The organism is Halorientalis litorea (genome assembly GCF_023028225.1).
In the GTDB taxonomy this organism is placed as follows: Archaea; Halobacteriota; Halobacteria; order Halobacteriales; family Haloarculaceae; genus Halorientalis; species Halorientalis litorea.
Window position 1 is genome coordinate 75067 of record NZ_CP095483.1, and the last position, 19719, is coordinate 94785.

Annotated in this window: 20 protein-coding genes; 9 read left to right on the plus strand and 11 right to left on the minus strand. The window is 64.6% G+C overall.

Annotation, left to right across the window (positions count from 1 at the left end; translation table 11 throughout):
- Nucleotides 1–16: 16 nt before the first annotated feature.
- Nucleotides 17–1654: a thiamine pyrophosphate-binding protein gene (locus tag MUG95_RS15350; protein WP_247010658.1), complete on the minus strand. Its 1638-nt coding sequence runs from the start codon at nt 1652–1654 to the stop codon at nt 17–19.
- Between the two features lie 373 nt (nt 1655–2027).
- On the opposite strand from MUG95_RS15350, the gene MUG95_RS15355 reads away from it, so the two are divergent.
- From MUG95_RS15355 to MUG95_RS15380, 6 genes are all read left to right on the plus strand, one after another.
- Complete coding sequence (locus tag MUG95_RS15355) at nt 2028–2933, plus strand: DMT family transporter (RefSeq protein WP_247010659.1); 906 nt, start codon at nt 2028–2030, stop codon at nt 2931–2933.
- A 44-nt stretch (nt 2934–2977) separates the two neighbouring features.
- Nucleotides 2978–3859 (plus strand): 3-hydroxyacyl-CoA dehydrogenase family protein, encoded by an 882-nt coding sequence (locus MUG95_RS15360; RefSeq protein ID WP_247010660.1) that lies wholly within the window; start codon nt 2978–2980, stop codon nt 3857–3859.
- On the plus strand, nt 3856–4662 hold the full coding sequence (locus MUG95_RS15365; protein WP_247010512.1) for an enoyl-CoA hydratase/isomerase family protein: 807 nt from the start codon (nt 3856–3858) through the stop codon (nt 4660–4662). The genes MUG95_RS15360 and MUG95_RS15365 overlap by 4 nt, the downstream gene beginning before the upstream one ends.
- 46 nt (nt 4663–4708) lie before the next feature.
- Nucleotides 4709–5845 carry an acyl-CoA dehydrogenase family protein gene (locus MUG95_RS15370; protein ID WP_247010513.1) on the plus strand — a complete coding sequence of 379 codons (1137 nt, stop codon included), beginning with the start codon at nt 4709–4711 and terminating at the stop codon, nt 5843–5845.
- A 110-nt stretch (nt 5846–5955) separates the two neighbouring features.
- Complete coding sequence (locus MUG95_RS15375; RefSeq protein ID WP_247010514.1) at nt 5956–6747, plus strand: IclR family transcriptional regulator; 792 nt, start codon at nt 5956–5958, stop codon at nt 6745–6747.
- Between the two features lie 750 nt (nt 6748–7497).
- Complete coding sequence (locus MUG95_RS15380) at nt 7498–8508, plus strand: NAD(P)-dependent oxidoreductase (protein WP_247010515.1); 1011 nt, start codon at nt 7498–7500, stop codon at nt 8506–8508.
- 18 nt (nt 8509–8526) lie between these two features.
- On the opposite strand, the gene MUG95_RS15385 is transcribed toward MUG95_RS15380, so the two are convergent.
- The 10 genes from MUG95_RS15385 to phnG form a co-directional block, all read right to left on the minus strand.
- A complete protein-coding gene (locus tag MUG95_RS15385; RefSeq protein WP_247010516.1) occupies nt 8527–9201 on the minus strand; it encodes a cysteine dioxygenase family protein in 675 nt (224 codons plus the stop codon).
- A gap of 86 nt (nt 9202–9287) precedes the next feature.
- Complete coding sequence (locus tag MUG95_RS15390) at nt 9288–9989, minus strand: HAD family hydrolase (protein WP_247010517.1); 702 nt, start codon at nt 9987–9989, stop codon at nt 9288–9290.
- The gene (locus MUG95_RS15395; RefSeq protein ID WP_247010518.1) at nt 9982–10791 is read right to left on the minus strand and encodes a sugar phosphate isomerase/epimerase family protein; all 810 of its coding nucleotides are present in this window, start codon (nt 10789–10791) and stop codon (nt 9982–9984) included. Before MUG95_RS15395 ends, MUG95_RS15390 begins: the two co-directional genes overlap by 8 nt.
- A complete protein-coding gene (locus MUG95_RS15400; protein ID WP_247010519.1) occupies nt 10788–11960 on the minus strand; it encodes an alpha-D-ribose 1-methylphosphonate 5-triphosphate diphosphatase in 1173 nt (390 codons plus the stop codon). The genes MUG95_RS15395 and MUG95_RS15400 overlap by 4 nt, the downstream gene beginning before the upstream one ends.
- The gene (locus MUG95_RS15405; protein ID WP_247010520.1) at nt 11957–12691 is read right to left on the minus strand and encodes a phosphonate C-P lyase system protein PhnL; all 735 of its coding nucleotides are present in this window, start codon (nt 12689–12691) and stop codon (nt 11957–11959) included. The genes MUG95_RS15400 and MUG95_RS15405 overlap by 4 nt, the downstream gene beginning before the upstream one ends.
- Nucleotides 12691–13521 carry an ATP-binding cassette domain-containing protein gene (locus MUG95_RS15410; protein WP_247010521.1) on the minus strand — a complete coding sequence of 277 codons (831 nt, stop codon included), beginning with the start codon at nt 13519–13521 and terminating at the stop codon, nt 12691–12693. Before MUG95_RS15410 ends, MUG95_RS15405 begins: the two co-directional genes overlap by 1 nt.
- Nucleotides 13518–14525: an alpha-D-ribose 1-methylphosphonate 5-phosphate C-P-lyase PhnJ gene (locus MUG95_RS15415; RefSeq protein WP_247010522.1), complete on the minus strand. Its 1008-nt coding sequence runs from the start codon at nt 14523–14525 to the stop codon at nt 13518–13520. Before MUG95_RS15415 ends, MUG95_RS15410 begins: the two co-directional genes overlap by 4 nt.
- Nucleotides 14518–15669 (minus strand): carbon-phosphorus lyase complex subunit PhnI, encoded by a 1152-nt coding sequence (locus MUG95_RS15420; RefSeq protein ID WP_247010523.1) that lies wholly within the window; start codon nt 15667–15669, stop codon nt 14518–14520. The genes MUG95_RS15415 and MUG95_RS15420 overlap by 8 nt, the downstream gene beginning before the upstream one ends.
- A complete protein-coding gene (gene phnH, locus MUG95_RS15425; protein WP_247010524.1) occupies nt 15669–16220 on the minus strand; it encodes a phosphonate C-P lyase system protein PhnH in 552 nt (183 codons plus the stop codon). Before phnH ends, MUG95_RS15420 begins: the two co-directional genes overlap by 1 nt.
- Complete coding sequence (gene phnG / locus MUG95_RS15430; RefSeq protein WP_247010525.1) at nt 16217–16660, minus strand: phosphonate C-P lyase system protein PhnG; 444 nt, start codon at nt 16658–16660, stop codon at nt 16217–16219. The genes phnH and phnG overlap by 4 nt, the downstream gene beginning before the upstream one ends.
- Nucleotides 16661–16886: 226 nt before the next feature.
- Between phnG and MUG95_RS15435 the strand changes: the two genes are divergently transcribed.
- From MUG95_RS15435 to phnE, 3 genes are read left to right on the plus strand one after another with little or no spacing between them, the layout of a single operon-like run.
- Entirely contained in the window at nt 16887–17912 is a 1026-nt protein-coding gene (locus MUG95_RS15435; protein WP_247010526.1) for a PhnD/SsuA/transferrin family substrate-binding protein, read from the plus strand.
- A 23-nt stretch (nt 17913–17935) separates the two neighbouring features.
- Nucleotides 17936–18721 (plus strand): phosphonate ABC transporter ATP-binding protein, encoded by a 786-nt coding sequence (locus MUG95_RS15440; protein WP_247010527.1) that lies wholly within the window; start codon nt 17936–17938, stop codon nt 18719–18721.
- Nucleotides 18718–19719, plus strand: a complete 1002-nt coding sequence (gene phnE, locus MUG95_RS15445; protein WP_247010528.1) for a phosphonate ABC transporter, permease protein PhnE — start codon at nt 18718–18720, stop codon at nt 19717–19719. The genes MUG95_RS15440 and phnE overlap by 4 nt, the downstream gene beginning before the upstream one ends.

Below are 19719 nucleotides of genomic sequence, written 5' to 3' on the forward strand. Positions count from 1 at the left end.
ACGATGGTGCCGTATCTCACCGGGAGCGCGACATCCACTCGCTGGCCTGTGGTTCGACTGGGTCGGTCGGGACGGCCACGAGCGTCGGGCCGTCGCTCGCAACCGCGTCGGCGACGGTCGACTCGATTTCGGCGGGCGTCTCGGCCTGCATCGCGTCGAGGCCCATCCCCTCGGCGATGGGGCCGAACGACAGCGGCGCGCCCGACCACCCGTAGGTCATCTCCTCCAACCCGTAACTCCGCTCGGCTTCCTCGCTGATGATGGCGTAGTCTTGGTTCGTGAACACGACGACGGTCACGTCGATGTCTTCGGCAGCGAGCGTGGCCAGTTCGTGGACGCACATCATCAGCCCGCCGTCGCCAGTCAGTGCCACCACGTCCGCGTCGGGGTTTGCGGCCTTCGCGCCGATGGCGGAGGGGAGGCCCGTCCCCATCGTCGCCCAGGACCCGGGGTTGACGTACGACCGCGGCCCGAGGGCGGGGAAGGAGACCAGCGTCCAGATGCGGGACCCACCGGCGTCCACGGCCACGACGGTATCCTCGGGGAGTGCCGACCGCACCGCCTGCAACGCCGTCGGTGACATCAGGGGTGGTTCGTCGCCACTCACGAGGTCATCGACACGACTCTCGTCCGCGTCGCGCGCGGCACGCGCACGCTCAATCCCGTTTCCGTCACGGTCGGGAACCTCCTCGACGAGCGCGGCGAGCGTGGCGTCCGCGTCCGCGACGAGCGCGACGGTCGGTTCGTACCCCGTCCCGATGTCGTTCGCGTCCAGCGTGACGTGAATCAGATTTTCCGGCACGTCGAGGCTCCACTGCCCCGTCGACACGGCGTCGAAGTCGGTCCCGACAGCCAGTGCCGCGTCTGCGTCGGCCAGTACGGCTGCCACCTCGGGACTCGTCCCGCCACAGAGGACACCCGCGGAGAGCGGGTGGTCCTCCGGGAACGTTCCCTTCCCCTTGTAGGTAGTCAACACTGGCGCGTCCAGACGCTCCGCGACAGCCGTGAGGCTCTCCGTCGCCTCGGATGCCCGGACACCGCCGCCCGCGACGATGACGGGTTCGTCCGCGCTCCCGAGTCGGTCGGCGGCCGCCGCTACGGCATCGGCGTCCGGCCGTGGTGGCTCCGCGGGGTCCGCTGCCGGGGGTGCGGCCTGGGGGACATCCATGCCGAGGAAGTTCTTCGGGATGCCCACTCGAACCGGCCCCTTCGGTGCAGTCTTCGCCGTCCGAACCGCCTCCGCGACAGTCGCCACGGCGGCCTGCGGTTCCTCGACGAGATAGTTCTCCTTGACGACGTTGTCGTAGGTGTCCGGCGGCGTCTCGTGGATGCCGTCCCCGCCACGGACCTCCGGCTCCGTCTCGACTGCGATGTGAATCAGCGGCGTACAGTCGTTCAGCGCGTTCTTCAGCCCGTTCATCGCGTTCATGTCGCCCGGGCCGGGGATGACCACCGTTGCGGCTACCTCGCCGCTCGTCTCGGCGTAGCCCCACGCGTTGTGGCTGACAGCCGTCTCGTGGCGCGTCATCACGTACTCGATACCGTACTCCTCCATCGCTTGGTTCAACGGGAGCGTCTGCTTGCCGGGGATGCCGAAGACTGTCTCGACGCCGTCCGCCGCGAGACGGGCGACGACTTCGTCACCGACGGCCATACGACTCCCTCCGGTCGTGAAGATTGGACTTCATCAGTTCCACATTGTCTATTGGGGTTATAAAAGTCACTCCGCCAGATGACGGAACCACTAAGAACAGTCGTCCACACCACCTGCGTATGCCGTCACTCGACGAGGTTGCAGCCGGCGGGACGATACGGTCAGCACCCCGACTGCACCGCACTCGATTCCTCACACGCTGTGTCGAGTATCTGACCTCGACTCCCGATACCCGGCTCGCGGAACCGATGGTCGAGCGGCCGCGCGCGCCTTCTGAGAGCCCGCTGTCACACTTCTCACTGTCGAATACTCACGGATACAATGCAAACCCCGTGGAGACAACGTATATCGGCCGCGAGCGTGTTGTTCGGGGATGCTAGGCACACCACTCGCTCTGACTGTTGGTGTGGTTCCGGGCGAAATCGTCGCCCTGTTCGCGGCACTCGTCTCCTCTGTCGGGTACGTCTCTGCCCGGCAGGGCCTCTCGGACGCGAGCCCCGAAGCGTTGGTCACGGTTACCGCCGCTGTCAGCGTCGTCATCCTCGTCCCGTACGCGGTGGCGACCGGACAGACCCAGTTGACCCCGGCGATGGTCGGTGTATTCTTCCTGAGTGGTCTGCTGGGGACTGGTCTCGGGCGGTTTCTCCTCTCGAACTCGATAGAGCTCGTCGGTGCGGGCATCTCACACGCCGTCAAGAGTGCCAGCCCTGTGGTCGCTGTCGTCTTCTCCGTCACGTTCCTCGGCGAAACGCTAACGCTATTGCTCGCTATCGGTGTCGCGCTCGTCGTGGTTGGGTTGGTCGTACTCGCTCGTTCGGGTAACGAGGCGAACCCGTCGGTGGACGCCCGGACGGCCGCCCTCGTCTCGCTGGTCATCGTGTTCTGGTTCGGAACCACACCCGTTATCCGGAAGTTCGGACTCTCGGAACTCGGCGCGCCGTTGGTGCCGGCACTGGCGGTGAACTTCGCCGTCGGCCTCGGCGTCGGCGTCGTCATGGCACTGTACCGGGATACCAGCCAACTCCGGGCCGTGTTCTCGGGCGACAGCCGGTGGTATCTACTGCTGACCGGTCTCTGCTGGACAGTCTCTATCAGCTCGTACTTCCTCGCGCTGTCGCTGGCCGACGCCGTCGTCGTGGTCCCGATTTTCAACTCTAGCCCGCTGTTTACCGTCGCGCTGGGCCTGCTCCTGTTCGAGGGGAGTGAATCGCCCACGCGCGCGACGCTCGCTGGCGCGGTGGTCACTGTGTGTGGCGTCGTCCTCATCACCGTCGCTTAAGGAACGAACGTAACGTTTATCGGCGTTCCCGAACCGTTCGATGTATGCGGATTACAGTTATCGGTGCTGGCAGTATGGGGCACGGTATCGCGCAGGTATCGGCCGCTGTCGGCCACGACGTACTCCTGAACGATATCGACGACGAGCGCGTGCAGGCCGGCCTCGACGCCATCGAGGGCAACCTCCAAGAGGGCATCGAGCGCGGGAAAGTCACCGAGGGCGAACGTGACGCGACGCTCGGCAACATCGACGGAACGGCCGACTTCGACGCCGCCGTCGAAGGTGCCGACTTCGTCGTCGAGGCGGTGCCGGAGGATATGGACCTGAAGAAAGATGTTCTCACCGACGTGGAGGCTCTCGTCGCCGAGGACGCTATCGTCGGGACGAACACGTCCTCGCTGTCCGTGACGGAACTCGCGAGCGCGCTCGACACTCCCGAGCGCGTGGCCGGTGTCCACTTCTTCAACCCACCACACATCATGCCACTGGTCGAGGTTATCGTCGCTGAACAGACCAGCGAGGCCACTGAGCAGGCCGTCGTGGACTACGTCGAGGACATCGACAAAGACCCCGTTGTCGTCCGCGACACGGCCGGGTTCGCGTCCTCGCGGTTGGGCGTCGTGCTGGGACTTGAGGCGATGCGGATGGTCGAGAGCGGCGTGGCAAGCGTCGAGGACATCGACACGTCGATGCGCGAGGGGTACAACCACCCGATGGGGCCGCTGAAGCTCACCGACATGGTTGGTCTCGACGTCCGACTCGACATCGCGGAGTATCTGACCGACGAACTCGGGCAGCGGTTCCGCCCGCCGCAGATTCTCCGTCGGAAGGTCCGGGCGGGCAACCTCGGGAAGAAATCCGGCGAGGGGTTCTACATCTGGGAAGACGGTGAGGCCGTCCGGCCCGCCGGGGAGGGTGGCCGATGAGCGACTTCGGCGAGTACGAGACGGTCGCGGTCGAACTCGGCGACATCGCCGACCGTGTCGCCTCCATCACTATCAGCCGTCCGGACGCCCGGAACGCGCTGAACGGCACGGTTCGGTCCGAGATTCAGGACGCAATCGACGCCGTGGAGACGACGGACGAGGACGTGCGCGTGCTGGTCATCACGGGTGACGACGACGGTGGCGCGTTCGCCGCTGGGGCCGACATCAGCGAGTTCCGAGAGCGCGACCAGTTCGACCAACGCGAGGCGAGTGCCCGGCCGCGTATCTACGAGCGGGTCGCCGACTCACCGCTGCCCGTCATCGCGGCCATCAACGGCCACGCGCTCGGCGGTGGTTGTGAACTCTCCTTGGCCTGTGACATCCGCATCGCCAAGGAGGGGGCGAAGCTCGGCCAGCCCGAAATCAACCTCGGCATCATACCGGGCGGTGGTGGGACCCAGCGACTCCCCCGTGTCGTCGGGATGGGGCAGGCGATGAAACTCACGCTCTCGGGTGAACTCATCGACGCGACGGAAGCCGCAGACGTCGGCCTCGTGGAGGAAGCCCACCCCGAGGGCGAGTTCGAGGAACGAATCTCCGACCTCGCCGGAACTATCGCCGAGAAGAGTCCGAAAGCCCTCGAACACGGCAAGCGGGCCGTCGCCGCGAGCGCGGAGATGGGGCTGGACGCGGGACTGGACCACGAACTCGAACTGTTCACCTCGCTGTTCGCCACGGAGGACATGCGCGAGGGCGTCGAGGCGTTCTTCGAGGACCGGGACCCCGAGTTCACCGGCGAGTAGCCAGCGACTCCGGGGACTTTAACTCCCGACGGTCGGATACTGTGGTATGCTCTCGCTGACCGACGAGCAGCGGATGGTACTGGAGACGTTGGAGGACCTCGCTCACTCGGAGTTCGAGGAGAACGCGTTCACCTGGGAGGGCGAGACACCGTGGGAGAACATCGAACTCCTCGCAGACCAAGGTTTCCTCGGCATCAACATCGGAGAGGAGTACGGCGGCGGCGGGATGGACGAGTTGGCCGCGATGCTCACCATCGAGGCTGTCGGTGAGGTGTGCCCCGACACCGCGCAGTACCTCTACGAACAGCAGATGGTCGCGCCCCGCGCCATCGAGATGTTCGGGTCCGAGGCAGTCAAAGAGGAGTACCTCCCGAAGGTGACGGCGGGCGAGACGTGCATCGCCGTCGCCATCTCGGAACCCGAATCCGGGTCCGACGTGGCGTCGATGAACACCGAGGTCACGGAGGAGAACGGCGAGTTAGTACTCAACGGCGAGAAGACGTGGGTCAGTAGCGTCGAAGAGTCGAGTGCCGCCGTCGTCTGGACGAAGTTCCCCGAGGGGATGGGAACGGTCGTGATGGACTTCGACGCGGCTGGTGTCGACGTGGCCCAGCACTTCACCAACATGGCCGACCACCGGCAGACGCAGTTCTACATGGAGGATGTCCACATCCCCGAGGAGAACGTCCTCACCCGTGGTCCGGACGGGTTCAAGAACCAACTGAAGGCCCTCAACTGGGAGCGACTCGGGAGTTCCACGTTCGCGAACTCGATGGCTCGGAACGCCCTCGGGAAGGCACTGGATTACGCCGAGGACCGCGAACAGTTCGGCCAACCTATCGGGGACTTCCAAGGTATCGAGTGGAAACTCGCGGACATGACCAAGCAACTGGAGGCGTCCCGCGCGCTGACGTACCGCGCGGCGACGACGGCCGTCGAACAGGGCCGTATCCCCGACCGGATGGGGACCAGCATCGCCAAACTCTTCTCCTCGGAGATAGCCGAGAGCGTCGTCAGCGAGGCACTCCAGATACACGGCGCGAACGGCTACCAGCAGGGCCATCCCCTCGAATACCTCTACCGGCTGGCCCGTGCCCGCCGCATCGCGGCCGGAACCGACGAGATTCAGAAAAACCAGATTGCGTCGGTCCTTCGCGACGACGGTCTCCCGTCGCTCACGTGAGTGGCAGTGGCGTGGTAACGAGCAGCAAGACAGTTTCTCTTCGGGACCGACTCTTCCGTTTCGTTTCTATATGGGAAAAATTCACGTACCCTCCGTCCGACGTGTCGGGTATGACCGACGACGCGACACCCCGCGCGGACGGGAACGACGTGGACGCCCCGATAAAGAGTCTCGGGACGACATTCCGGGTCGTCGATGAGTTGAAGCGAAACGACGGCGGGCGCGTCACCGAGATAGCCGAAGAGACGGGACTCTCGAAGAGTGCCGTCCACAAGCACCTCGCGACGCTCGTCGCGCACGGGTACGTCGTCAAAGACGGCGATAGATACAGTCTGAGCTTCCGGTTTCTGGACATCGGCGGGTACGTCAGAGCGCAGTTCCCGCGCGCGAACGTCATCAAGACCAAGGTTCAGGAACTCGCGACGGAGACCGGTGAGGTGGCACAGTGTATGACCGAACAGAGCGGCAAGTCCGTCGTTCTCTACCGCGAGACGGGGACCAACGGCGTTCCGACGCGCACCCGCCCCGGCAAACGGATGTTCCTCCACCAGACTGCTTCGGGGAAGGCGATTCTCTCGCAACTTCCCCGCGAGCGCGTCGAGGAGATTCTCGACCAGCACGGCCTCCCGCGGGCGACGGACGCGACCATCACCGACCGTGAGGAACTGTTCGAGGAACTCGAAACGACGCGGGACCGCGGTATCGCGTACAGCCTCGGAGAGAGCACACGCGGCCTCTACGCCGTCGCCGCGCCGATGACGAAACCCGACGGGACGGTACTCGGCGCGTTCGTCGTCTCGGGGCCGACACATCGGATGCGCGGGCAACCGATGGACGAGGAGTATCCCGACCTCCTGTTGAGCCTCGTCAACGAAGTCGAACTCAACATAGCGCACTCCTGAGGGTCCACCGTAATCCCTCCACACCTCACTACCGTTTCCGAATAGGAAATAGAGACTCTCACCGCTCAACGTGATATATATGGTAGAGCAACGAATATAGCGAAAATAGCACAACGGTATCAAAAATATAGCCACAAAAATAAAATAGTCGTGCAACTCTGGTCGGGGTGCCGCTGTTTCTTCGTACTGCGACTGCTCCGAGGTTGGCACTGTGGTTGTACCGCGTTGGCGACCGGTCGCTCGAAATTACAACTATAGTTATGTAATGGGTAGGCGTCAGGACCAGTCATTTCGGCAAGACGACTTCCAAAACTGTTTTGAAATTCTTCGAAAGATATGAAACGATATTACTAACAAAAAATCTGCATTTTTACTGTCTCGAGCCGCATCGCGTTTGCTCGCGTGTCGTCTTAGAAAGCAGCGAGCAAACACCCTCTCTCTCGATTTTTCTCCGTGATATGCGTGTCGAACGTGGATAGGCCCCTCATGCTCGTCCTTCGCCGGATACCCGTGACGAGCCTACGTATACTTTAGCTTTTAATTACTAGTACTATAACTGTAGCAGCAACGATAGAAATAATGCCACTATTAGCCCGACTGTTAATCTCACGAACCATTGCAAAATATACCCATGATACAGTCTGTCTACCGCACTCGCGACATTTCCCTCGCGGTGTCACTTCGTTCGAACCGGCTCCGAGACAGTGACTCGCCGAAAGAGCATTGTCGTCGGGTAGACTGGGTCTGACTATGCCGGATGTCCTCGTCGTCACGAGTGAGTCGCACCCCATCGATATCGAGACGTTTGCCGACGAACTCGGCGACCCGTACACGATTTCCCAACTGGAACTACCGCCCGGAACGTTACACGTCCACGCTGACGATGAACTGACAGCCGCCCTCGAAGGCAAAGACGCTGTGTTCCTTCGCGCTGGCGAGATGACCGAGACAGTCATCGACGCCGCCCACGACTTGCAGGTCATCGCTGTCCACGGGTCCGGGTACGACCACATCGACGTGACGGCCGCCACCCGGAACGGCGTTGTCGTCACGCACAACCCCGAGGGACCCGGCCCCGCGGTGGTCGAACACACCGTCGCGATGCTGACCGTCTTGTTGCGTGAGTTCCCGGAGCGGTTCGAGCGAACGGCGCGGGGCGAGTGGTCACGTGACCCGGCACCCGAACTGAGCCAGCAAACCGTCGGCGTAGTCGGACTCGGGTTCGTCGGCTCTCGCGTGGCGCGGACCGTCTCCGAGGCGTACGGGGCCGACGTCATCGGGTACGACCCCTACGTCGCCGGGACGCTCGACTCGGATATTTGGCCCCGGGTGAGCCGCGACGAGATGGAAGCCGCCGGCGTGGAACTGGTCGGGAAAGACGAACTGTTCCGGCGGTCGGACCTCGTTACGCTCCACACGCCGCTGACCGACCGCACCGAGAATATGGTGGGCGAGGTCGAACTCGACGCGCTTGCGGGCGGCTACCTCGTCAACACCGGCCGCGGCGGATGTGTCGACGAGGACGCGCTCGTCGCCGCTCTCGATTCGGGGCAGTTGGAACGCGCCGCACTCGACGTGCTCGCCGAGGAACCGCCGGCGTCGGACCACCCGCTCGTCGGTCACCCTCGTGTCTATCTCACACCGCACGTGGCCAGTGCGACCGACGGGTACCCGCCCCGCGCCGCGAACGCGGCGGCCGAGAAAATCGACACTGTCCTCTCCGGTGGTCGCCCGGATACAGTCGTCAACCCGGACGTGTAGTCAGCCCTGCCTGCCGATTCAGTGGTCGTCCTGCACGAGGCCGTTCGTGTCACACCGGACGTTCGTGTAGTGGGACATGAACTGCTCCACGAAGTCGTCGTCCGGGTCGAAGGCGTGTCGTTGGACACACCCCACGTCCGCGCCGAGCAGGTGGATGCTCACGCTCGGTTCGTCGGAACTGGTCTTCACCTTGTGAATGTCGTCCTCGGGCGGGACGAGTTCGTAGAAGTCGCCACGGCCCTGCTCCTGTACGCGGTCCAGTTCTAGCTCTGCCGGGCCGATGTCGTTGTCCATCTCGTCTACACGGCGGTAGAACGACTCTTCCTGCTGGCCACCGTAGAGACCGACCAGTCCCCACGCGAGATGGTCGTGAACCGGCGTCTCCACCTCCGGCGGGATGACGAGGCTGAACAACACGAGGTCGTCGCTCCGGTAGAGCAACCACTGTGCGATGTCGCGCCCCATCTCGCCGTGGTCGTCGTAGTCCTCCGGTGGCGAGTTGGCGTACAGTTCCGGGAGCCACTCGTCGTCCACGAGCAGTGCCTCGAACGGGTCGTGCATCTCCGACAACAGGTCGTGTATCTCGTCTCTGTCGTCCACGTCGTCGTGTCGGTCGGTGATGTCTCGAACCGTGTCGATGAACTCGTGTGTGCGGTCGTTGTCGAGGAAGAACTCTTGGTCTGTCGTCGCCATGAACCACGGGTTCACTCGGCGGTCACATAAGTCGTTCCGTGCCTCTGAGAATTAAAACCTACGTAGGCAGGAACAACGGTACCGTCTCAGTCCGACTCGGTTCTCGACTGCCCGGAGAGTGTCCCCACGAGTGCATCGAGGTCAGGTACTTCGTACGTCGGTGAGACGGACAGGTCGACCTCGGCGACGTGGTCGCGCCGCAGGAATGCGGCGTCGATACCGGCCCGCTGAGCGGCGACGATATCTTTCTCGGAGTCCCCGACGTAGAGCGCGTCCGTCGTCCCGATGTCGTCGAGTGCCGTCTCGATGTAGTGAGGGTCGGGCTTTCGCCGCTCCGCACCCGTGACTGTGGGGTGACGGCCGTAGGCAGTCTCGAACCGGCCGTCGAGACCGTGGTAATCGAGGAGGAACTCGACCGTCGCGTGCTGGTTGTTACTGACGAGGCCGAGCGGCGTGTCGAACGCGTCGAGCGCGTTCACGTCGTCGTACACCTGCTTCCCTCCAGCCCGGACCGCGGCACACTGTGCGTCCGCGGCTTTCGCTTCCCGCCGTCGCCAGAACGCTGCGGCGTCGATGTCGTGGTCCTCGTGGACCGCCTCCGTCGGGCCAGCAGCCGACGCGACAGTCCACTCCGCGTGTGAGCGGTCCACGTCCACGTCGAACTCCCGGAACGTCTCGACGACTGCATCCACTATCACGTCCCTATCGGTCGGTTCCACGATGACGCCGTCGTTGTCGAAGACGATTGCGTCGTATGGACATTCGATTCGTTCTCGGCGTTCAGACATCTGTCGGAAGTTCCGTTGCGATAGGTGTTGTTTCCGCACCGATGCTCGCCGCCACGTCGGTAACCGACTTGGTCTCGAAGACGAAATTATCCGCGGGAACGGACTCGACGACGCCCTCGTAGTCGGTCAGCGGTTCGTGCTGGTCGCTCGTCCCGTCGTTGTCGTGCAGGTGACACACGCGGATTCGGTCGCCGAACCGCTCCACGAACGCGTCCCAGTCGTGCCCGTTGACCTTCGCGTGGCCCACGTCGAGCGTCACGCCGAGGATATCGGGCGTCACGTCGACGGCGTCCAACGCCGCTCCGAGGTCGGTGGGTGAGGTGGTGTATCGCCGTTTCGAGCCGTCCCGCGGTTGGTTCTCCAGACAGAGGGGCACGCCGACCAGCTGGGCGTACTGTGCCGCCTCCGCGAGCGACCGCATCGCGTTCTCTCTGGCCGTCTCTTTCACCCACTCGGGGTAGCGGTGTGGAACCGACCCGCCGTGGACGACGACGGCGTCGGCACCCGCCTCGTGGGCGTCGTCCAACGTCCGCTTGACCTGCTGGACTGACGCCTCCCGCACGGCGTCGTTGAAACTCGCCGGGTTCCAGTCCCGAAACGGCGCGTGGTAGGTGACCGACACGTCGTAACTCTCGGCCAGTTCCCGAACCGTCGACGGGTCCGGCGTGTCCGGGTGGCCACAGAGGTACTCGTGTTTGAACTCGACGTGGTTGAGGCCGAGGTCCGTGATGTACGTCAGGAACTCCTCGACAGTCGCGCCGAAGCGGACGTCCATCGCCGCCCCGAGTGACGCTTCGGTCATCGGCTCACCCCGTCGATGTCCGTCGCACGGTATACCGGTCGCCCGCCGACGAGTGCCCGTGTGACCGTCGGCGTCGGTGCCTCGTCCACGACGACGAGGTCCGCCCGGTTCCCGGGTTCGAGACGCCCCCGGTCCTCGAGTCCGACGGCGTCTGCGGGTCCAGCAGTCACGCGGTGGACTCTGGCCGGGAGCGGTTCGCCGGTGTCGACGAACGCCGCGGCGAGCAAGGACGGCGGGTGGTAGTCCGCGACCAAGGCGTCCACTACGCCGGCGTCGATTGCGTCCGCCGTTCGGAGGTTCCCCCACTGGCTCTCGCCGCGGACGAGGTTCGGCGCGCCCATCGCCACGGCCATCCCGAGGTCGGCCGCCCGTTCGGCAGTGTCGAGCGTGATGGGATACTCACTGATGCCGACGCCGACGCTGTCGAGACGCGTGACTTCCGCCGGGTCTTCGTCGTCGTGGGAGGCTATCGGAATGTCTCGGTCGGCCGCGGCACCGGCTATCCGGTCGACTCGCTCCCGGATGGTGTCGTGTGCGATGTCGCCGCGTTCGTCTATCATCTCCTCCGCTTCCTCGACGGTGTGTTGCTGTGAGTTGCGGTAGTAGTCGATGAAGGCGTCTCGGTCACGGAACTGCCCCTTCCCGGGGATGTGACTCATCACCGAGACGAGCGCGGCGTCGCCGGCCGTGATGACCGCCTCCACGGCGTCGACACACTCCGGTTGTGTGACCTCACACCGGGCGTGAATGCGGTGGTCGGCCAGCAAGTCGTCGGCCGTCTCGACGGCGTCGGTAATCTCGGCACCGAGTTCGGGCGAGCGGTTCTCGTCCGGGTCGACCTCGAAGGAGATAGCGTGGAACTTCGTAGTGATACCGGCGGCGAGGTTCGCCCGGTCTGCGGTGGCGAGTGCCATGTGCGTGTCCATCCGTGCCCCGGAGCGGGGGTGGAGGTGGGACTCGATGTCGTCGCCGTGCAGGTCGACCAAGCCCGGCAGGACGAGGCGACCCGCAGCGTCGATGGTCTCGTCCGCGTCTTCGGACACGTCCCCGACGGCGACGATGCGGTCGCCCTCGACGCGGACGCCACCCTCGACAACCGCGTCGGGTGTGACGATTCGACCGTTCCGCACGACTGTCGTGGTCTCGCCGACGGCACGCTGGGGCGTCACGCGACCACCTCCCCCTCGTACTCCGCGATGGGGACGACACGCTCGACCTGTGCGTCGTCGAGGACGACCACCCGGTCGGCGACTGCCTCGACCACGTCGCGGTTGTGGAAGACACCGAGAACCGTCGTCCCGTCGTCGAGGTACTCGCCGAGCAGGTCGATGGCCGCCGCCCGCGTCTCCGGGTCGAGCGCGCTGGTCGGTTCGTCCAACAGGAGGAGGTCCGGTTTCGGCGCGATTGCCTGTGCGAGGTTGACCCGCTGGCGCTCGCCGCCCGAGAACGTCGCCGGATACGCCGCCCACAGTTCCTCGGGGAGGCCGAGCCGTGACAACAGCATTTCGGCACGCTCACGGGCTGTTTCGCCCTCACATCCGCGCTCTCTGAGCGGCCGGGCGACGACATCGACCGCAGGGACCCGCGGAATCTCGTCGAGGAACTGCGACGTGTACCCGATGGCGTCCCCGCGGAGGCCGAGTACCGTGCGGTCGTCACACGACGCCAAATCGACCGTCCCGTCCGCACCGTGGTAGACGACTCGCCCACCGGACGGTTCGTAGGTCCGGTAGATACATTTCAGCAGCGACGACTTGCCGCTGCCGGACTCGCCGACGACGGCGACGAATTCGCCGGCGTCGACGGAGAACGTCACGTCGTCCAGTCCGACGACTTGCTTGTCGCCGAGGACGTGCATGTCGAACGTCTTGTCGAGACTCTCGACTGTCAGTACTGTCATTATATCACTGAATTGATTAGTGTCTGCGTGTACTCGTGGTGTGGGTCCTCCATGACCCGGTCCGTGAGGCCCGATTCGACCACCCGTCCGTGACGCATCACCAGCGTCCGGTCGGCGAGCAGTCTGACCACGCCCAAGTCGTGAGAGACGACGACGGCCGCGACGCCCTCTTCGCGCTGGACGCGTCGGAACATGTCCAACACGCGGGCTTGGACGCTTACGTCCAACCCCGTCGTCGGTTCGTCGAGGACGACCACTTCGGGGTCGTTGGCGAGTGCCCGAGCGATTTGCACCCGGCGTTGCATCCCACCGGAGTAGGTGTGTGTCTGGTCGTCCATCCGTGAGACGGGCACTTCCGTCTCCTCGAACAGCGACGCGACGCGTTCGCGGACTGCCTCGTAGTCGCGCCACCCGGCCGAGAGCAGTTTCTCGGCAACGTTCCCGCCGCCGGAGAAATCGAGTTCGAGGCCGTCGCGGATGTGCTGGTGGACGAGACTGATGTCGCTGTTTCTGAGTCTGTGACGTGTCTCGTAGTCCACGTCGAGCAGGTTCCCGTCGTGGTGTGCGTATCGCACCGCACCGTCGCTGTGTCCGTCCTCGTCGGGGGCCAGTGCCAGCAGCTCCGCGAGGCTGGACTTTCCGGACCCCGACTCGCCCACGATGCCGAGGACCTCGCCCTCCTCGACGCCGAGGTCGACGTCCGCACAGGCGACGACGCTCCCACACTCGGGACACTGGTTCGTCCCCGCCGCGTCGCCGGTCCGCTCCCGGCAGGCGGGACATCCCTCGCCGTACACTTTCGTCAAGCCCTCCGCAGAGAGGAGGGTCACTGGCCGTCACCTCCGGTCTTGTCCGTTGTGTCGCCGTTTGGTGTCCCCGGTCCCCAGTCCACGCCGTCCGCGTCGCAGTGGTGGTCCTTCGGGAGGTCGGGGTCCTCCTGTCGCTTGAGACAGAACGACGTGTCGTTGCAGGCGTAGACCCGCGTCCCGTCGTCCGTCTCGACTTCCGTGAGGTAGGTGTCCGTCGAGCCACAGGCGCGACATGCCTGCTCGGGGAACCGCTCGACCTGAAACTCCTTGTCCTCGAAGGCGAGCGGTTCGACCGAGGTGTGCGGCGGCACGGCGTAGATGCGTGCCTCGCGTCCCGCCGCGAACACGAACAGGTTGTCCGCGTCGTCGAGTTTCGGTACGTCCCACCGCGGGATGGGTGACGGGTCCATCAGGTAGCGGTCCCCGACCATCGTCGGGTACCGGGACGCGATGTTGATTTCGCCCCACTCCACGACGTTCTCGTAGAGGTGGACCCACATCTTTCCGTAGTTTCGGTGGGCGTGACGCCGACGGTTCGCCGCGTCGCTCGAATCCACCTTCCGAAGCGGGTCGGTGATGGGGACTTGGAGGACGAGAATCTGGTCCTCGGTCAGGACTTCCTCGGGAATCCGGTGGCGAGTCTGAATCACGTCGGCGTCGGTGATGTCCGTCGTCGTCTCGACCTCGGCCGTGTTCTCCGCGAGGCGGCGGATGTTGGCCGCGTTCACCGATTCGTCGGAGCCTTGGTCGACGACTTTGAACGTGTCGTCCGGCCCCAACAGGGAGAGGGAGGTTTGGATACCGCCAGTCCCCCACCCACGCGCCAGCGGCATCGGGCGCGAGGCGTACGGAACCTGATGACCGGGCAGTGCGATGGCTTTCAGCACCGACCGCCTGACCTCTCGCTTCGTGTGCTCGTCGAGGTACGCGTAGTTGTAGCCGTCCAGTCCTTCGCTGTCGAGGGAGTCGAGTGCCGCGTCGACGGACTCCGTGTCGACGGCGGCGTCAGCGTCGATATCAGTCATCGTCACTCACCTCCGGGGCCGCGGGTTCGTCATCGCGCTTTGTCTCGCCGGTGTCGCCGATGTCGCCGTCCGGCCCTGCAACGCCCTTGCGCTCCCGGATGGACCGGATACGGTCGAGGATGGACTGGAACGTCACGTAGTGCGGGAGTTTGAGGTGTTCGATGAAGCCGAAGGCGTCCATCCCGTCGACCACGTCGAGGACGAACTCGGCGTCCTCGGCCGGGTCCGACCCGTCGAGTTGTATCGACGCGTCCAGTATCGTGGCGGCGATGGCTTTCCGCTCGTTCCGGCCGAAGGTGAGACCGTACCCGAAGGCGAACTGCGGGTCGTCCCGTTTCGCGTACACCGGGACGACAGCCTCGCTCTCGCTGACCTCGATGTCGGTAACGGTCACCGTCTCGCCCGTGTACGGGTGTTCGATTTTCACCGGTAACCGCCCGACGCGGACCTCCGCGAGCGTCGGGTGGACCTGTCCGTACCCCCGGAGTGCGGAGTAGCCGAGCGCGGTGATTGCACCGGTCTCCCCGCGGGCGAGTTCCTGTAACACCTCGTCCCGACTCGCCGGATGGGTCACGGCGTCGCGCGTCGTGTCCGCTGGGTCGCCCTCGTGGTCTGTCTGCGGTTCGTGGACGAGGCCCTCCTGACGGAGCACTTCGAGGACGTTCGTGAGCGTCTCCGGCGTCTCGTCGCCGGTGTCCCACTCGGCGGTGGGGTCTTCGGGGGCCGTCTCGTCGCCCTCCGATTCGAGCGCGAAGTCGAGGAGTCGTTGAGTGTAGTCTTTCGTCGGTCCGAGTATCTGCCCGCCGGGCACGTCCTTGTAGGCGGGTGAGACCCGCCGCGTCGCGAACATCTCGCTCGGGTCCGCCGGGACCGTCTCGTCCCACCGCTCCAACGTCGAGCGGTACGCCCGCAGGAGGAAGGCGGCCTCGGCGGTGTCACCCTGTGCTTGCTTGACCGCGAGCGCGGCCAGCCGCGGGGCGTAGAGACCGCCCTCGCTCATAGCCTGCCCCGCGACTCGTTCGAGTTGCCCCTCGATTTGGGCGACGGAGATGGTGTCGGTGTCGTCGTCGAGTCGCTGTTTCTCGAACAAGTCCTCGGCGCGCTCGATGATTTCTTCGCCGGCCGTCACCGCGATGTAGCCCATCAGGCCACCTCCAGCGTGACCGACCGCGGCAGTGCGACGACGCGGTTCCCGGCAGTGAGTATCGCGTCGACTCCGCGCGGGTACGTCGACTGGGCGTCGGCCACCGCCTCGATTTCCTCGGCCGGAAGCCCCACGCTCACGGCCCGTGTGCCGGGGACACCCGGCCCGGAGAGGTGTAGCCGTGTCGTTCCGCCTCCCGGCTTTGGGGACACCTGCTCGACGCGGTAGACGACCGTCGAGCCGTCGCTGGGTTCGACCAGCGACCCACGGTCGAGGTCACGAACGTCCCACGACGGGACGCCGTCAGCGTGAACGACGTCCGCGTCCGTCGGGTCGGCCGCCGCGAGCCGGCCACTGGCCGCCAGTGCCGCCCGGAGGCTCTCGTCCGGGGTGTGGACTGTCACTTCGTGGTCGACAAGCGTCGCGGCGACGGCGTGGTCGCCGCGTTCGCCCGGCACGTGCTGAACTGTACCCGGCCGACTCATCGCGTCACAGAGTGCTCGGAACGTCGCCCGCGTGTCGTGAACGGTGTCGAGGCCGAGTGCCCTCACAGGTCGTCCTCCATCGTCTCGAACTCGACTGCCGTGTGTTTGCTCTCGTTCCACTCCTCCCTGCGTTCGGTCTGATGGCGGTCGGCAACCCGTTCGAGTTCGGCGGTCAGTTCCGACTGCTTCGGGTGGTCACCGGCGACGGCGGCGTCGACGATAGCCCCGGAGAGCGCGGCACGTTCTGCTTTCCCCGGAACCATCGAGAACCCGCGCGCGCCGCCCAGTTCCACCTCCGCCGGCGTGACGACGACTTCCCCGAGGTTGAACAGTCGGCGTTCGACCGGTTCACGGACCTGTTGCATCAGCAACTGCGGCTTCGGCTCCTGTACCACCGCCAACTGCGGGTCGGATTCGAGTACGCCGTTGGCCATCCGCGCGAGGGCGTCGTCCTCGCACGCGGCGAGTAACTCGAACCTGTCCGCCCTGTCTGCTGGGTCGTCCATGGAATCGGATAAACGAATCCCGGATTACGACTTAACACTACGCTGGGTACTCTCTATTCCCGTGAGCCGGTCGCGTACCGACACCCGTCCCAAGTCAGATAGTACAGACGAGTATAGACTAGAGACTGCACGAGGATGCCAGAACCCGAACTCGTCTCCGGGGTTCCCGACCCTTTGGACTCTACGCAGACAACGACTATCGGGGTACTGTTGTTTGTCCCCGTCGATGGCAGACACCACACGGACGCGAGCGGCGGATGGCACGGAACGAACGGACACGAGTTCGACACGGCGGAAGTTCCTCGGTGGGGCGAGTGCGGCCGCCATCGCTGGCCTCGCTGGCTGTACCGGCGTCCTCGGCGGGGGCAGTTCCAGCGACGTCGAGGAAGTCACGATGCTGCTGACACCGGGCACACCGGCGGACGCCCGACGACGGTACAAACCCGTCCAGAACCTCATCAACGGCGAGGTAGACGGCGTCGACGTCGAGATGCAGGTCCCGCAGGACTACTCGGCAATCCGACCGGCTCTGAACAGTGAGCAGGCGGAAATCGGGATGGACGACATCACGCTCATCTCGAACCCCGACCTCATGGACGTGTACGGCACGACGGTCACCGGTGGGTCGGCGTTCTACTTCTCGATTATGCTCACGAACGAGGACTCGGACATCGAGGAACTGTCCGACGTCGAGGGGAAGACCCACGCGTTCGCCGACCGGCTCTCGACCAGTGGCTCCATTTTCGCGCTGTATGCCCTTCAAGAAGAGGGCGGCCTCGACATCGGGGACGCGCCCGACGGCGACCCGGTCGACTTCGAGGGGTCGTGGTCCAACCACGACATCGCGCTGGAGAAACTCGGCAACGGCGAAGCCGACTCCGCCACGACGTGGGGCGGGAACGGCCTCCCGCACATCCCCGAGTCGTACCGCTCTGAGTTCCCCGACCGAGTTCTGGACAAGAGTTCGTTCCTCGACACGCTCGACACGGAGAGTCCCAAGTTCCGACCGTTCTGGTTCTCCTTCCCCATCCCGAAACAGCCGATGTACGCCCGCGCAACGTGGGAATCGGACAAGAAAGAAGAAATCAGGGACGTTCTCGTGAACTCGGACCAGTCGCTCATCGAGGAGTACTATCCCGAGGACTACAACGAGGAAGAACTGCCGTTCACGACGCTGCAAGACACCTCGATGGACGCGTACCAGCCGGTCATCGAGCGACTCAACACCGTCGGCGTCGAGCTCGGCGAGTAACTACCACCCGCCTTTTCAGTACTATGAGTACACTGACAATCGAGAATCTGACAAAGGAGTACGGTAACGTCACCGCTGTGGAGGACGTATCCTTCGAGATAGAGGACGAGTTCGTCGTCCTGCTGGGCGAATCCGGTGCGGGTAAGTCTACCCTGCTTCGGTGTATCAACGGCTTGACCGAGCCGACGAGTGGCGACATCTATCTCGACGGCGAGCCACTGAGTGGTTCGAACTCGGATGTCGGGATGATTTTTCAGCAGCACAACCTCGTCGAAGGTGTCTCGGCGTTCACGAACGCGCTGACTGGCTCGCTCGACGACACCAGCACTCTCGAAAGCATCTTCCAGTGGCAGGACCGCTCGACCAAAGAGCGGGCACTGGAGGCACTCGACACCGTCGGCCTGCTCGACGAGGCTGACCAGCAGACATCCCAGATGAGTGGTGGCCAGCAACAGCGGGTCGGCATCGCGCGGGCACTGGTACAGGAGCCCCGACTCCTGTTGGCCGACGAACCCGTGGCCAGTCTCGACCCGTCGAGTGCCGAGACGGTGATGGAGTACCTCAATGAGGCCGCGGACTCGGCGGACGTGACGACGCTCGTGAGCCTCCATCAGGTGAACATCGCGGCGCACTTCGGCGAGCGATTCATCGGCCTCCGGGACGGGAAACTCCTGTTCGATGTCGAGGACGACGAACTCACTCCTGACCTCATCGACGACCTGTACGGGAGCGTCGAAACGGTCGGCCTCGCGGACCACGACGACACGACGGACACCGACAGAGACAGGGACAAGCGGGTGGAGGCATGAGTGCGGACCGGTCACGGCTGGGCGCGCTCCAGCGGTACCTCGGACTCGGGGGCGGAGGCGACTCTGCCGTCGAACAGAAACTGACGGACATGAAGCGGAGCAAGACGCTCCGCCGACTGTACACGGGGCTCGGCATCGTCGTCGTGGCCGTCATATTCAACGCCAGTCTCGAAGCCGTCGGCTTCTCGCTCACGGAGCTGTTCAACCAGATTCCGCAGTTCATCCAGGCACTCGGGGAGTACTTCCCGCCCACGACGTACTTCGGCTTCATCCCGTTCGTCGACGTGATGCAGTACTGGAACTTCATGCTCGCAGAGGACCTGTTCGGTGCGTCGCAGGTGACGCTCGCCATCGCCATCGCCGGGACCATCCTCGGACTGCCGCTCGCGCTCTTTTTCGGGGTACTCGCCAGCGAGCGCGTCATCCCGTACCCGCTCAACCTCCTGTTCCGCGCGACGATGAGCCTCATCCGTGCCATCCCGGCACTGGTGTGGGTACTCATCCTCATCCCGCTGGGCGGTGTCTCGCCGTTCACCGCGACGCTCGCGGTGATGATAGACACCACCGGCTACCTCGGACGACTGTTCACCGACGAACTCGAAGAAATCGCCGACGGCCCCATCGAAGGCATCCAGTCGACCGGTGCTGGCCGGACTCAGATAATCTCCTTCGGGATGCTGAGTCAGGTGTTCCGACAGTTCATCGCGTGGACGGCGTTCGACCTCGAACACAACGTCAGGGTCGCCGTCGGCCTCGGTCTCATCGGGGCTGGCGGTCTCGGACTGGAACTCGACATCCAGCGCAAGACGTTCCACTACACGGAGATGATGGCGTGTATCATCCTCATCCTCATGCTGACGGGGACGGTGGAACTCCTCAGCCAGCGCGTGCGCTCGTCCCTCCGTGAGGACGACGACGTGGAGACGAAGGGCGTCATCGAGACGCTCCTCTCCCAGCCGGTGAAAATCGTCAAGTCGATGGCCGGACGGCGAGAGTGA